The following is a 14,197-nucleotide window of genomic DNA, read 5'->3' on the forward strand; positions in this document are numbered from 1 at the left end:
ACCATGAACCATCACATCCCTTTTATACAGTTCAGAGACTACATCCCGGGTTTGCAGCAGCAAATTGAGGAGGCTGTCTTGCGTGTGGTGCAGAGCAAACATTTTATACTTGGGCAGGAGGTGCAGCGCTTCGAAAATGAATTTGCAACCTTCCTTTCCCGAGAGGTAAACGTGGTGGGTACAGGTAACGGGTTTGATGCGCTCGTGATTGCTCTGAAAGCAGTAGGAGTAGGCGCCTCAGATGAGGTGATCATACCTTCAAACAGTTACATGGCCACGGTAAATGCGGTGCTGCATATAGGAGCCAGGCCCGTGTTTGCTGAGCCCGATGTCTATACTTATAACTTAACTGCCGGTGCCGCAGAAGCAATGGTGACTTCTCAAACAAAAGCTATACTGCCTGTGCACCTTTACGGCCAGACCTGCGACATGGCTCCTATTAAGCAATTGGCAGCCAAGCATCATCTGAAAGTGATTGAAGATGCTGCCCAGGCGCATGGGGCACAGTACCGCGGAATGCAGGCAGGCACGCTGGGCGACGCGGCTGCTTTCAGCTTTTACCCAACCAAAAACTTAGGAGCCCTGGGAGATGGTGGTGCCGTGGTGTCCGGTTTGCCAGCAGTAGCTGATTTTGCCAGGAAATACCGGAACTATGGGCAGCAGCAGAAATATGTAGGGGAGATAGTTGGGGTAAACTCAAGATTAGATGAAATGCAGGCGGCCGTGCTGCGTGCAAAGCTGGAGCACCTGGACGAGTGCAATACAGAGCGGCAAAGATTAGCCAGTGTGTACCTGCAGGAGTTACGACATATAGGGGACCTCATACTTCCTTATACCGCCCCTGGTTGCGGACATGTATACCATATCTTTAACATCCGAACAAAGCACCGGGATGCACTGCAGCAGTGGCTTGCTGAGCACGGGATTGAGACAGACATACATTACCCTGTGCCTGTGCACCTGCAGCCGGCATACAGGTTCTTGCAGTATACAAAAGGAGATTTTCCTGTAGCAGAGGAACTTGCTCAAACCAGTCTCAGCATTCCGCTGTATCCGGGCTTAACAGCGCAGGAACAGGAGCGGGTGATAGCAGCAATAAGCAAATTCTACAGGAAGTTATAAGCAGGGAAGGCCTCATATCTGAAAACTCTGATAAAAACCCTTATTTTGCAGCTTCAGGTTTCATAGATGCTGCGACTTTTCAAATCATCCTTCTGGTCTTTTTTATCGGTTCTGGTTCGGGCTGTCTCCAGCATTGCGGTCAATAAACTGTTCGCTACGTTTTATGGACCCAACGGAATCACCCTGTATGCGCATTTTCAGAACCTGATCTCAATCGTGACAACCGTGCCGGATGGGGGCACAAACATCGGCATCATAAAATTTCTTGCTTCAGGGTCTACGGGTACTATGCCGTACCGGCAATATTTTTGGGCTGGGGCGCTGTTAAACCTGCTCTGCGTTGTTGCTGCCCTGGGGCTGATCTTTAGCTTTCCGCAATATTACCTGGATGTTTTTTTAACAGGCCTGGCAGGATATGAAGTATGGCTGTGGTGCTTATACTTTGGCCTTGGAAGCTTACTGCTTACCTTAAACCTGCAATTGCTGGCTGTAATTCTTGCAAAAAGAGAGCTAAGGTGGCACGTTTTCAGTACTACAGTGATGACCGTGGGCGGCATGGCGGCTGTTTACTTTACGCGTGGTGAGCTGCCACTTGCGCAGGTGCTGTTGCTGGTATTGGGCGCGCAGGCCGCATCCTTTTTTCTGATGCTGGGCGTGCTTTTCTCAAAACAGCTGATCCCCTCTTTCAGGCATGTCCCATTATCAAAAGTCATTTACCGCGATCTCTGGAAATATATTTTGATGGCACTAAGCGCGGTGGTGTGCCTGAAATTAACCAACTTCTATGTCCGGGATTTTGTCATCAGCCGATATGAACTATACCAGACGGGGCTCTGGCAGGCAGTTGTAAAAGTCTCTGAAAATTACAGCAGCGTATATACAGCCGTGTTAGGAATGCTATACTATCCGCGTTTAGCAACCATTGTGAATGAGGAGGATGTCCTGCGGAAGTTTGTCCGGAGTACGTTTTACCTGGTGCTGCCTCTGTTAGTGGTGGCCCTGCTGCTGGTATATGTTCTCCGGGACTGGGTGCTTTTGCTCCTGTTTAATAAGGACTTTGTACAGGCAGATTACTTGTTTGATTACCAACTGCTGGGCGATTTTTTCAGGATGTGGAGTATCGTACTCACAAATCTGATCGTGGTGCGGGCACATGTAAAGCTTTACATTGGCTGGCAGATAGCTTCTGCCTTGCTGTACATCACCCTTGTCAGTGTTCTGACAGGCCCATTCGGGTTGGAGGGGATAACCATGGCCCATGCCCTGCGCTATGCCGCTACCCTTGCTTTTGCAATGTTGTATTACAACAAGTACATTCGCCCATGATCCAGTTGCCGCTAGTTACTGTTATCTGTTTGTGCTATAACCACGAACGCTTTTTAATAGAGGCCCTTGACTCGGTGCTACACCAGACCTACCCACACCTGGAGATCATCGTTGTGGATGATATGAGTATCGATGGAAGCGCAGCCATAATATCGGAGTATGTGCAGCAGCACCCTGAAATAAAGTATATCCGCACAGGCCGAAACATGGGCAATTGCGCTGCTTTTAACATGGGGTGGCGCACCAGTAAGGGAGCCTTTGTGCTGGATTTCGCGACGGATGACGTGCTGCTTCCCGACAGGGTAGCGCAACAGGTAAAGGCATTTTCCCAGCTTGGTAATAGCTATGGCGTTATTTATACTGATGCCGAATATATTACCGATAATGGTACCTATTTATATACCCACAGCCAGAAATATAAACCGGCTAAGGACGGGTACATTTTTGCGGAGCTACTGGAGAGGTATTTTATTTGTCCGCCAACCATGCTGATACGGCGTGAGGTGCTGGAAGAACTGAACGGCTACGATGCCACGCTGGCTTATGAAGATTTTGATTTTTGGATAAGGTCTTCCAGGACTTTTAAGTACAGCTACCTAAACAAGGTAACTACTAAAAGGCGGATACACGATAAGGCACTTTCGGCTGGTTTATACAAAAAAGGAAACAGGTTGCTGGCCTCTACAGTACAGGTTTGTATGAAAGCTGCAGACCTGGTACGCACTCCAAGAGAGCGTGCTGCCCTGTGCCGGCGGCTGCGCTACGAAGCCAGGCAGGCCTATCTTACCGGCAACTTTACGGAGGCCGGGCAGCTGCTGGACCTCCTAAAGGCCAAGTGCGGTTTATCGTTTTTGTACCGTATTCTGCAGCTGCTGAACGAGCAAAAAATTGATATGGGTTTCCTGCGGGATGTGTATCTTAAGTTAAGATAAGTGTATAGGTTTTATTTTTATTGCACTCTTTTACTGTAACTTATGTTTTAAAGTCACACGCTATGTAAAGTTTCAGGTAAGTTTTACGTAAGTATAAGTCCCTGAGTATTTTCAATGCGGTTTCTTACGATTAAAACAGTAAAATCTTATCAGTTGGAGCTGCAATATTGGCATAAATAAGTATATTTGACCTTTCATATAATAATAACAGAATGATTACAGCAGTATCCGCCTCTCGTGCAGAAGTAATAAAATGGATGGAAGATTTCGTTAACGAAAAGATGTCCGAGTTTCTGAAAACGGTTGAGGAAAGCTGGCAGCCTGCAGACCTACTTCCTGATGCAACCTTAGAAACCTTTTTTGAGGAGCTAAAGGATTTACGTGAGCGTGCCCGTGATCTTAGCTATGATTTACTGGCTGTACTGGTTGGTGACACCATAACAGAAGAAGCACTTCCTACTTACGAAAGCTGGCTGATGACCATTGATGGTCTGCCACAAGACCCGAACGGGCCCTGGATGCGCTGGAACCGTGCGTGGACGGCTGAGGAGAATCGCCATGGTGATGCTCTAAACCGTTACCTGTATCTGAGCGGCCGCGTTAATATGCGTGAAATGGAAGCTTCTACACAATACCTGATCGCTGACGGTTTTGACCTGCAAACGGATAATGACCCTTACCGTTCATTTGTTTATACTAGCTTTCAGGAGACAGCTACCAACATATCGCACCGCCGTGTAGCGCAGATCGCTAAAAAACAAGGTGACAACATGCTGGCCAAGTTATGCGGACACGTAGCTGCTGATGAGGCGCGCCATGCTAAAGCGTACAAATCTTTTGTAGGTAAAATATTTGAGGCAGACCCAAATGAGATGATGCTGGCCTTTGAAGACATGATGCGCAAGAAGATCGTAATGCCTGCGCACTACATGAGAGAACTAGGTGTTGATCTGGGTAAGACCTTTGGCCATTTTACAGATGCTGCACAGCGCATTAATGTATACACCTCTTCAGATTATACTGATATTCTGGATGGCCTGATCACAGAGTGGAAAATAGATGCTTTAACAGGTTTGAATGAAGCCGGTGAGCGTGCCCGTGATTATGTAATGGCTTTGCCTGCTCGTTTAAAGCGAGTGGCAGATAGAATGAAAGTGCCATCACTGGAATATAAATTCCGTTGGATCGACTAATAAGTATAGTAGCATATAAGAAGAAGGCTGGCGTTTGTCAGCCTTTTTTATTTACTGCCTCACCCTTCCAAGCGCGCTATAACTTTTGTACTGCTTGCTGCCTGTTTGTCTGCCCCATTAATAGATTATACTTGCTGCTGTATGCATCTTTCTTAAGATCCAGCGATATATAGCTTCCTTTCCGAGTTTATAGTTTATTAAATTAGGCAATCACTGATCCTGCTCAAGTAGCTTTCATGCTGTTGCCTGGCTAACAGCAGGCCTAAGTCAAACTGATAGATAACGCCATGGCTTTTATTGCCGTTTATATAAGACTGTGATAACAATTAGCGCTTGCAGCAACATTAAGCAGTAGATGCTTGTTATACCTCTAATTAACACCTTTTACCATGGCTTTAGGTTACCGCTTTACAGATTACATACCTCCACAAGATGATAAACCCGGATTTGAGTCGCTGTTGAAGATATTCATGCAGCTGGTCACGATCACGTCCGGAGATGTAGGAGAAGCACTTAACTGGCTCAGTTCCCTTGATAAGCAGTATAACCTGACAGGGGATGAGTACGGTATCGGTGATTTTATAGAAGACCTCAAAAAGAAAGGCTACCTTGATGAGAATCCGCAGCAGCAGGGGGCATTTCAGCTTACTGCCAAAAGTGAGCAGGGCATTCGGAAGAGTGCACTGGAAGAGATATTTGGTAAGCTGAAGAAAGGCGGCAAAGGCAGCCATGCCTCTCCGCATACCGGTGTTGGCGACGAAGCAAGCACTGATCGGCGGGAATATCGCTTTGGAGATGCCCTGGAACAGATCTCCATGACTGATTCTATTCGTAATGCCCAGATCAACCATGGCATCGGCGACCTCAGGCTCACCGAGCAAGACCTGGAAGTTACCGAAACAGAACACAAAACACAGGCTGCTACCGTGTTGATGATCGATATTTCGCACTCCATGATATTGTATGGTGAGGATCGTATAACGCCCGCTAAAAAAGTAGCGATGGCTTTAGCGGAGCTGATCAAGCAAAAATATCCTAAAGATACACTGGATATACTTGTTTTCGGAAATGATGCCTGGCAAATTGAAGTAAAGGACCTGCCGTACCTGGAAGTTGGCCCTTACCACACCAATACAGTAGCTGGTCTTGAGTTGGCCATGGATATCCTGCGCAAACGGAAAACACCAAATAAGCAGATATTTATGATCACAGACGGGAAGCCAACCTGTCTGAAAGAAGGATTACGCTACTATAAAAACAGCTTTGGCCTGGATCGTAAGGTGGTGAACAAAACGTTGAACCTGGCGGCGCAGTGCCGTCGGCTGAAGATACCGATCACTACTTTTATGATCGCATCGGACCCCTATCTGCAGGCTTTTGTAGATGAATTCACCAAAGTTAACAATGGCCAGGCATATTACAGTAGCTTAAAAGGACTAGGGCATCTCGTTTTCAGGGACTATGGTCGCAACCGCAAAAAGAACTTTTAATGCAATACTCTTAAAACTTAATCTTGCTGCTGGTTCTTGTTTAAAACCATCACTCTTCTAGCTATAAACTGAAGCAGGAGTGCCAATGCCAGCAGCAGGTAAAAGAGGCTGCTGCTAATTACATGAGAAACTCTTAAGATGAGTGACACAAGGGAAACAAGCACCGAAGCACTTATTAAGAGAGTATAAAGAGAAGCTTTTTTCATGAATCGCCAGTACTTCGTTCATATAACGTACCGTAATTTTACTCAAAATAATTTTATAAAAGGGATTTATAGATGCAATATAAAGACATTCCAGCTGAAAGCTTATTACAGATAAAGACACTAGGCCAGCTAAAAGCGGCAGGTTATGAACCGCAGTCAGTGCGGCAGGAACTTCGTGAGAACCTGATCAGGAAACTCAAGCGGAAAGAAGATGTATTCCCGGGAATCTGGGGCTATGAGGAAACGGTTATTCCGGATATGCAACGGGCCATCCTTTCGATGCACCACATAAACTTGCTGGGCTTGCGCGGACAAGCAAAAACACGTATTGCACGCCAGATGATAGACTTATTGCATGAATATATACCTGTGGTACATGGCTCTGAGTTGAACGATGACCCGCTCCAGCCGCTGTCGCGGTATGCCAAGGACCTGGTGCATGACCACGGGGACGACACCCCTGTTGACTGGTTGCACAGGTCTGAGCGCTATACCGAAAAACTGGCAACCCCTGACGTTTCAGTCGCTGACCTGATTGGTGACGCGGACCCTATCAAAGCTGCTACCCTCAAGCTGCCTTACTCTGATGAACGTGTGATCCATTTTGGCCTTATTCCCCGTTCTCATCGGGGTATTTTTGTGATCAATGAGTTGCCCGACCTGCAGGCACGAATACAGGTAGCTTTGTTTAATATTCTGCAGGAAGGCGATATTCAGATACGTGGTTTTAAAGTGCGCCTGCCCTTAGATATTCAGTTTGTGTTCACGGCAAACCCGGAAGATTATACGAACCGTGGTTCTATTGTAACGCCACTGAAAGACCGGATTGATTCTCAGATCATCACTCATTACCCGAAAACGATTGAGACTGGTAAAAAGATTACCCGCCAGGAAGCCCGTATGAAGCAGGGGCAGGGAGAACTGGTACAAACCAACGATATCATCGGCGACCTAATCGAGCAGGTGGCATTTGAGGCACGTGAAAGCGAATACGTAGATGCAAAAAGTGGTGTATCGGCACGCTTAACGATATCGGCTTATGAGAACTTGCTTAGTGCCGCTGAACGACGTGCATTAATGAACGGTGAAACTTCTACATATGTGCGCGTATCGGATTTCCTGAATACTATTCCTGCAGTTACTGGTAAAGTAGAGCTGGTATATGAAGGAGAGCAGGAAGGTGCCGGGCATGTGGCGCAAGTGCTGATGGGCAAAGCCATCCGAACGCAGTTTCTGAATTATTTTACCGATCCTGATAAAGCCAAAAAGTCAAAAGAAGGCAGTCCGTATAAGGCAATAACAGACTGGTTTGGCGATGGCAACACCTTGGATATTCTGAGCGATGCATCGGACGAAGCTTATAAAAAAGGACTGCAGAAAGTGCCTGGGCTACAAAAGCTCGTTGAAAAGTTCTGCCCTGAAGCAAAAGGGGATGAGAAGTACTTTATGATGGAGTTTGCCCTGCACGGACTGGCCGAACACAGCCAGCTCAGCAAAAACCGCCTCAGCACAGGTCTTCAGTTTAAAGACCTGCTCAGCGGTATGTTTACTATGCCGAGTTTCGGTGATGAGGACGACGAGGATGAGGATCAGTTTTAAGTATAAATTGTAGCTAAAAGAAAAGGCAGAAGCGTTAAACTTTTGCCTTTTCTTTTATACTTCTTCAAGCATTTCGGTTACCATACTTTCCCACTCTTCTTCAAATGGTTGCTGTGGTCTTTTTCTTCCGGCCTTGCTGTACCAATAGTCAGCGTTCCAGGTGTCGCCCTCTTTGCGGTGCAGGTACGCATGAATCCAGGCCGCACTTTTATCGGTCAGTTCCTGTATCAGGCCATGGGCCTCATCCCAATTTCCTTTTGCTTCGTGCCACAGTGCCCGCAGGTATACGGATGCATCCGGAGGTGGAGCGTCAGCGTGCAGGGTGTTTCTGAAGGTGGCAAGGTCCATACTCAGGGCTTTATCTCTATGTCCAGTTGGTTGCCGCTTTCAAGAGCCTTTTTATCCATTGAAGTACCTATAGCAACTCCTATTGCCAGACCTATCGGTAGACCTATTCCTAAAAATCCCATATTCCCCAGGCTTACTCCGAACATTACTCCAAACGGGATACCGAAGGCTGCCATTCCAACTGCCATCCACATGTTCTGGTAATGTTTTTTGGGCACGAGCTTGAGTTCTTTTTCAACCAGTTTCAGAATGCTTGTCTGAGATTGATTCAACTTTTTCAGCAGTTCTTTGTCTGAGCCTGAAAAGGCGTTGAGTTGCTCAACTTCATTGTTGATCGAGCGCGTGATGTCAGCAGGTAATTCCCGTTTTCTCAACTCATCAAGCAGCATCTCAAACTGAGAATATTTTTTTGTCAGCTTTTCGTTCTGCTCAACACTTGGGCGCCTAACTGTTTCAATAATTTGCATTCCTTGGCTTTGTAATTAGTTAGTTCTGATCAGTTATAGTATAAACGGAGCACTTCTGTTTTACTCCATTATAATAAGATTATCTTAAACCTATAAAATTCTACGCTACAGCCAACTCACTCTGTGGGGTTACCTTTCTCTTCCAGGCCAGCACAATTGCCAGAATTACCACTATGCGTACAGCTGTGAAAATAAGCTCTCCCATCGGCTCCAGGTCAGTTGGGTAAGACATATTGGCCATAAGGTGTAGCAGGATAGCGGCAAGTATACTTCGGTTGGTGTTATTGTAAACCCAGGTGAAGATGATGGAAATAGCGATCAGTTGGAAAGACCATGACCAAAACTGCACACCAAAACCTTTTGCGTTTTGAGATGTGCCTTCAATGAAGAACAGCGGTAGGTGCCACAGTATCCAAATGATACCCAGCACAACGCTCCCCATCACAGATCCATACTTCTTCTGTAGCGGGTCAAGCACATATCCACGCCAGCCAAGTTCCTCAGCAACCGGACCACCCAGCAGCATGATCAGGGCAAATACCAGGAAATCAGCAGGAGTTTCAAGGCCGCTGAACAAACTCTCTACCGGTGGCTGCACACCTCCGAAAAACGAGTAAATGTAATAGCCAAGCAGGTAAATAGCCGGAAAGATCAGGAAGATGACCAGGTACCAGGCCCAGCCGATGCGCCTTACACTTATTACCCTATTCCAAAATTCGTGTTTTGCTTCTGAACTGTAATAGCGCTGCACCAGGAAAATGGCTGCGAAAGTAGGGCCAAAGGCGCCAAAGATTATTAAAGGAAGTAACAGTTCATCGGGAAACGGAAATGCAAGTACTGCTCCCCAAACCAGCCAGGAAAAGGCAAAACTTAAAGTAAAGAAGCCTGCAATTCCGGCAAGCTTTGACTGTGGTTTAACATGCTCCATCGTCAATCGTTTTAATGGTCAATTGTTTTTTACTCTTATTAGGAAGTATAACTAAGAAAACCCTTCCCAACTCTTAGTATCTAAATTAACATATATTTGCCTGTTTTACATAGAAAAATGTGCAAATTAATGCAGAAAATCAGCTGGTTAGCTAAAATTACCTGCCAGCCTGCGCCAGAATTACAGCCCTCTCTGTTAATGCCTTAAACAACTTGTATCCAAAAAAGAGAGTAGTTGTAGCCTATGGAGCAACATGTGTCTATCTGGCCGGTTCTTGTGCTGGCAATCATACATTTCTTTGGTACCAGGCTTCGGTTTCTGGCAGGGGTGCCCCGTAGCGTGTGGTTATCAATGGCAGGGGGTGTTTCTGTGGCTTATGTTTTTCTGCACCTGTTCCCGGAGTTAAGCGAGGGGCAGCAGCATGTGGAGCGGGCATTTGTTGGAGAGGGCTTTCTGCGGCATCACGTCTATATTATGGCGCTGATAGGACTTAGCGTGTTTTATGGACTTGAGCGTAAAATAGTAGCTGCCAAAGAAGAGCAACAGGAGAAGAAAGGGGAAAATAAGCCGCCTCCGGGCATGTTCTGGCTGCACATAGCTTCTTTCTCAGTGTATAACGCGTTGATTGGTTATATTCTGTTTACCCGTGAGGAAGGTTCGATGCAGCAGTTGATCCTGTTTTCTGTAGCCATGGCGCTGCACTTTATTGTAAACGATTTCGGTTTGCAGGAGCACCACCACGAACGGTATAGGAAATATGGGCGGTGGGTATTAGTGCTGGCACTGGTGGTAGGCTGGGGCACAGGTTACCTGCTCGAACTTTCGCATACGCTGGTTGTGCTGGTGCTTTCTTTTGTAGGTGGGGGAGTTATTCTGAATGTGCTGAAGGAGGAGTTGCCCGAGCAGCGCAAAAGCCGCTACTGGGCCTTTGCACTGGGAGCATTTTTATACGCTATACTACTGTTGTCTCTTTAACAGGCGGATGTAACTGGCCCTCAGTTCGGGCCACCATCATAGCTACTGTGGCATCGCCGGTTACATTTACCGTAGTGCGAAGCATGTCCAGTATGCGGTCAGGGGCTAGTATAAGGGCAATACCTTCTACCGGTATGCCGGCCTGTTGCAATACGATCACAAGCATTACAGTTCCGGCCCCGGGTACAGCGGCTGCACCAATCGAGGCAAGCGTTGCGGTCATCACGATTCCTATCTGTGCCATAATATCCAGATCGATACCATAGGCCTGTGCAATAAATACGGCAGCTACAGCTTGGTAAAGGCTGGTGCCGTCCATGTTGATGGTGGCTCCAAGCGGCAGCACAAAGCTGGTTATTTCTTTGTTGATACCTAGGTTCTGCTCACATCTTTCCATGGTAACAGGCAGAGTGGCAGCACTCGATGACGTAGAGAAAGCAAGCATTTGAGCAGGAAATATCCCTTCGAAAAAAGTTTTATAGGGTGTCTTACCAATGGTTGTCACCAGGATAGGATACACGATAAAGATCATCAGAGCCAGGCCTGCAATCACTACAAGGCAATAATAGCCAAGCACCAAAAGTAACTCAAAAGCTGATCCGGGGTCGTCGCCGGCAAACTCTACAACGAGTCCTGCTAACAAGGCGAACACACCGTATGGAGCAGTTTTCATGATGATATCCACTATCTTGAGGATGACCAGGTTTACTCCTTCAAAAAAGTCGTTAACAGGGGCTGCTTTATCAGGTGGTATCATGATCAGGGCAATGCCGAAGAGCAGGGCAAAAAATATTACCTGTAGCATGGCTCCGTTGTTGGTCAGAGAGCCAAAAATATTACTTGGTACAATATCGATGAGTGGCTGTAAGGGCCCTTGCTGTTCAACTGCGGCTGCGTCTGTTGATTTCTGTGAAGTAGTAGAGGCAAACTCTTCCTTAAACTCATCCCGTTTCTCTGCTGAGAAAGCTTTTCCGGGTTCAAATGTGTTAACCAGGAATAAACCCAGAATGACGGCCAGTACGGTCGTCAGCAGATAAATGCCAATTGTTTTAGAACCGATGCGGGAGAGCCTGCTGATGTCGCTAAGACTGGAAACACCTGTTATCAGGGATACCAGTACCAGCGGCACGGCAATAAGTTTTAGCAGGTTGATAAAAATGGTTCCGAAGGGTTTCACCCAGTCGATCGTAAACTCAACCAGGCCAAGGGTGCTGGCAAGGATTCCCCAAAGCACGCCAAGTGTCATGCCTATCAGAATCTGCCAGTGTAAAGCAAGTTTTTTCATATAGTACCAGCGAGGAGTGCGGCCAGAGGCAGGCACCCGAATTTAGTAAAGTATAAGTATGATATACAGAGCCTGGTACCATCTAAAGCCGGGGTGGGCAAAGGAATTCCCCTGTGGGTACCGATTAGCTTTAAAGTAAAGCTACGCATAAATACTTATTTTGAGGGGCAAATGTTAGAAAGATGCCCTTATAACCGCGAATAGTACCGTATGAAATACGGCTATTATGTAAAAAAGCCGCTCCAAGAGCGGCTTTTAAAATTCAGCTAGTACTGGAAACAGGTCTATTCCTCTGTTACCACTATCTTTTCGATCTTATCATCTGCTCTGATCTGATCAATTACATCCAGGCCTTCCACCACTTTGCCAAAGCAAGTATGGTTACGGTCGAGGTGAGCAGTGTTTTTACGGCTATGGCAGATAAAGAACTGCGAACCACCAGTATTACGGCCAGCATGAGCCATGCTTAATACGCCACGGTCATGGTACTGATTCTCACCAGTTAATTCGCAATCGATCTTGTAGCCCGGGCCGCCGGTTCCTGGCACTCCTTTAGCGCCTTCGCGTGAGTTAGGGCAACCTCCCTGTATCACAAAATCAGGAAGTACACGATGGAACGTAAGGCCATCGTAAAAGCCTTTTTTTGCCAGATCTATAAAGTTTTGTACTGTTTTAGGAGCGTCCTTTTCATAGAACTCAACTTTCATGACACCCTTGCCAGTATGGATTTCTGCGGTTTTCATAAATTTTATCTGTTAATCTGTAAAACAAAGTATTACAACAAAAGTACACATTTTATAGTTTAAGAAGTCTAAAAGACATCGAAACGGTGTCAACTGAAACTTAAGAACCAACATACCAACTATGAAAGGAACGAAATTATTTGCACTGGGTATTTCCATGTTGTGCAGCACGATGCTCTTTAGCTGTGGGAATAATGAGGAAAGGATGGAAAATCCTATACAAGAGGAAACAAAACCTAATCCGGGTGCGCAGGAGGAAGCAAAGATGACCAACCCGAATACTCCCGGCCGTATAGCAGGAGGGGGTAAGGCTGAGGGTGGCACCAAAGAAGTAGACCTGACCATGACCGACCCTGATGTAGGTGGCCATGAAATGATGCCTTCTCAAAAACTCGTAGAAAATATTACTTCGGCACCAACACTAACGACGCTGGCTTCGGCTCTCAGAAAAGCTGACCTGGTAAGAACCTTGAATGCAACCGGACCTTATACGGTATTTGCACCAACAAACGAGGCTTTTGATGCATTGCCCGATGATGTTATCGAAGACCTGATGCGGCCAGAGAACAAACAGCAACTGGTAGAAATACTTAACAACCATGTTGTGGCTGGCAGACTTACGGCAGATAATCTGCAAGACGGGGCAATGCTTAAAACTGTGGGTGGCGAACAACTCAAAGTGACCAAGCGCAATAATAAAATAATGATCAATGGAGCGGAGGTTATTATTGCCAATGCGCAAAGCGATAACGGTGTGATCCATGTGATAAACAAAGTGCTGATGCCGGCCGAGAAGTAAACTATACATTGTATTATAAAGACATAAAAAAGCGCCGCAGCTACATTAGTAGCTGCGGCGCTTTTTTATGTCTTGCCCTTAGAACGGATTTGTTGCCCACACGGCCAGTTCTGGAATAAACCCACGATTATCCATCTCCAAAGCACTTTTAATAGCCCAGGCTATTTCTTCGCCCCTTAATTTGTTAGGCTCTGTATCACGTTCCTCCCTGTCAGGGTTGCCAAATGCCGTGGTTACTTCGCTCGGGTTTATCAGCATAACGCGCACATTGTGCTTGCGGAGCTCCTTTTGCCAGCTTTGGGTCATGCTTCTGATGGCGGCTTTTGAAGAGGCATAAACGGAACCCCCTTCGTATCCGTTAGTGGCTGCCGTAGAGCCAATATTAATAATGTTGCCGTAGTTCTGTTTTTGGAAAATTTTGGCTGCCTGTGCCGCCATCATTGCAGCGCCAAAAACATTTACGCGGTATACTTTCTCAAAGTCCTCTACAGTAAGTTCATCCACTTTTTTTGATGCACCGATACCGGCATTGTTGATGAGTACATCCAGTCGGCCGTACTCCTCCATAAACTCTTTGAATGTTCGCTTAACATCTTCAGGATTGGCTACATCAGCCGTTATTGGCTTGGCTCCAATAGCCCGGGCCATTTTAAGGGTTCGTTTTTCATCACGACCTGTAATAGCCACGTTTGCTCCGTGTTCGATCAATAACCTGGCTGTGGCATGGCCTATCCCTAAAGTGCCACCAGTAATTAAAATATTCGCGTTGTTAAGTTTCATAGCC

The 14,197-nt window shown here is 46.4% G+C and carries 14 protein-coding genes; 8 read left to right on the forward strand and 6 right to left on the reverse strand.

Translation table 11 applies throughout. The annotated features are described in order from the left end of the window. Positions 1 to 3: 3 nt before the first annotated feature. The 6 genes from ACSX1A_RS00280 to ACSX1A_RS00305 all read left to right on the forward strand — a co-directional run bounded on the left by ACSX1A_RS00280 (position 4) and on the right by ACSX1A_RS00305 (position 7,868). Positions 4 to 1,122 carry a DegT/DnrJ/EryC1/StrS family aminotransferase gene (locus ACSX1A_RS00280; protein ID WP_439881599.1) on the forward strand — a complete coding sequence of 373 codons (1,119 nt, stop codon included), beginning with the start codon at positions 4 to 6 and terminating at the stop codon, positions 1,120 to 1,122. A gap of 66 nt (positions 1,123 to 1,188) precedes the next feature. Beyond that, positions 1,189 to 2,448, forward strand: a complete 1,260-nt coding sequence (locus ACSX1A_RS00285; protein ID WP_439881600.1) for a hypothetical protein — start codon at positions 1,189 to 1,191, stop codon at positions 2,446 to 2,448. Next, positions 2,445 to 3,380 (forward strand): glycosyltransferase family 2 protein, encoded by a 936-nt coding sequence (locus ACSX1A_RS00290; RefSeq protein ID WP_439881601.1) that lies wholly within the window; start codon positions 2,445 to 2,447, stop codon positions 3,378 to 3,380. The genes ACSX1A_RS00285 and ACSX1A_RS00290 overlap by 4 nt, the downstream gene beginning before the upstream one ends. A 212-nt stretch (positions 3,381 to 3,592) precedes the next feature. Beyond that, positions 3,593 to 4,573, forward strand: coding sequence for an acyl-ACP desaturase (locus ACSX1A_RS00295; RefSeq protein WP_439881602.1), 981 nt, complete (start codon positions 3,593 to 3,595; stop codon positions 4,571 to 4,573). A 389-nt stretch (positions 4,574 to 4,962) separates the two neighbouring features. Next, positions 4,963 to 6,063: a vWA domain-containing protein gene (locus tag ACSX1A_RS00300; protein ID WP_439881603.1), complete on the forward strand. Its 1,101-nt coding sequence runs from the start codon at positions 4,963 to 4,965 to the stop codon at positions 6,061 to 6,063. A gap of 278 nt (positions 6,064 to 6,341) precedes the next feature. Beyond that, positions 6,342 to 7,868, forward strand: a complete 1,527-nt coding sequence (locus ACSX1A_RS00305; RefSeq protein ID WP_439881604.1) for a sigma 54-interacting transcriptional regulator — start codon at positions 6,342 to 6,344, stop codon at positions 7,866 to 7,868. Between the two features lie 54 nt (positions 7,869 to 7,922). Here the strand turns inward: ACSX1A_RS00305 and ACSX1A_RS00310 are convergent, their stop codons facing one another. From ACSX1A_RS00310 to ACSX1A_RS00320, 3 genes are all read right to left on the reverse strand, one after another. Next, positions 7,923 to 8,216, reverse strand: a complete 294-nt coding sequence (locus ACSX1A_RS00310) for a hypothetical protein (protein ID WP_439881605.1) — start codon at positions 8,214 to 8,216, stop codon at positions 7,923 to 7,925. 2 nt (positions 8,217 to 8,218) lie between these two features. After that, positions 8,219 to 8,683, reverse strand: a complete 465-nt coding sequence (locus tag ACSX1A_RS00315) for a hypothetical protein (protein ID WP_439881606.1) — start codon at positions 8,681 to 8,683, stop codon at positions 8,219 to 8,221. A gap of 100 nt (positions 8,684 to 8,783) precedes the next feature. Beyond that, complete coding sequence (locus ACSX1A_RS00320; protein WP_439881607.1) at positions 8,784 to 9,611, reverse strand: CPBP family glutamic-type intramembrane protease; 828 nt, start codon at positions 9,609 to 9,611, stop codon at positions 8,784 to 8,786. 243 nt (positions 9,612 to 9,854) lie between these two features. Here ACSX1A_RS00320 and ACSX1A_RS00325 point away from each other — a divergent pair, with 243 nt between their 5' ends. Next, a complete protein-coding gene (locus ACSX1A_RS00325) occupies positions 9,855 to 10,586 on the forward strand; it encodes a hypothetical protein (protein ID WP_439881608.1) in 732 nt (243 codons plus the stop codon). On the opposite strand, the gene ACSX1A_RS00330 is transcribed toward ACSX1A_RS00325, so the two are convergent. Both ACSX1A_RS00330 and ACSX1A_RS00335 read right to left on the reverse strand, forming a co-directional pair. Continuing rightward, positions 10,564 to 11,871 carry a dicarboxylate/amino acid:cation symporter gene (locus tag ACSX1A_RS00330; RefSeq protein WP_439881609.1) on the reverse strand — a complete coding sequence of 436 codons (1,308 nt, stop codon included), beginning with the start codon at positions 11,869 to 11,871 and terminating at the stop codon, positions 10,564 to 10,566. The genes ACSX1A_RS00325 and ACSX1A_RS00330 overlap by 23 nt on opposite strands. A 284-nt stretch (positions 11,872 to 12,155) precedes the next feature. Continuing rightward, on the reverse strand, positions 12,156 to 12,614 hold the full coding sequence (locus tag ACSX1A_RS00335) for a peptidylprolyl isomerase (RefSeq protein ID WP_439881610.1): 459 nt from the start codon (positions 12,612 to 12,614) through the stop codon (positions 12,156 to 12,158). A gap of 121 nt (positions 12,615 to 12,735) precedes the next feature. On the opposite strand from ACSX1A_RS00335, the gene ACSX1A_RS00340 reads away from it, so the two are divergent. Next, a complete protein-coding gene (locus ACSX1A_RS00340) occupies positions 12,736 to 13,413 on the forward strand; it encodes a fasciclin domain-containing protein (protein WP_439881611.1) in 678 nt (225 codons plus the stop codon). A 78-nt stretch (positions 13,414 to 13,491) separates the two neighbouring features. Here the strand turns inward: ACSX1A_RS00340 and ACSX1A_RS00345 are convergent, their stop codons facing one another. After that, positions 13,492 to 14,193 carry an SDR family oxidoreductase gene (locus ACSX1A_RS00345; RefSeq protein WP_439881612.1) on the reverse strand — a complete coding sequence of 234 codons (702 nt, stop codon included), beginning with the start codon at positions 14,191 to 14,193 and terminating at the stop codon, positions 13,492 to 13,494. Between the last annotated feature and the right edge of the window lie 4 nt (positions 14,194 to 14,197).

Origin of the sequence: Pontibacter sp. MBLB2868, from assembly GCF_051904785.1 — a bacterium.
Classification (GTDB): domain Bacteria; phylum Bacteroidota; class Bacteroidia; order Cytophagales; family Hymenobacteraceae; genus Pontibacter.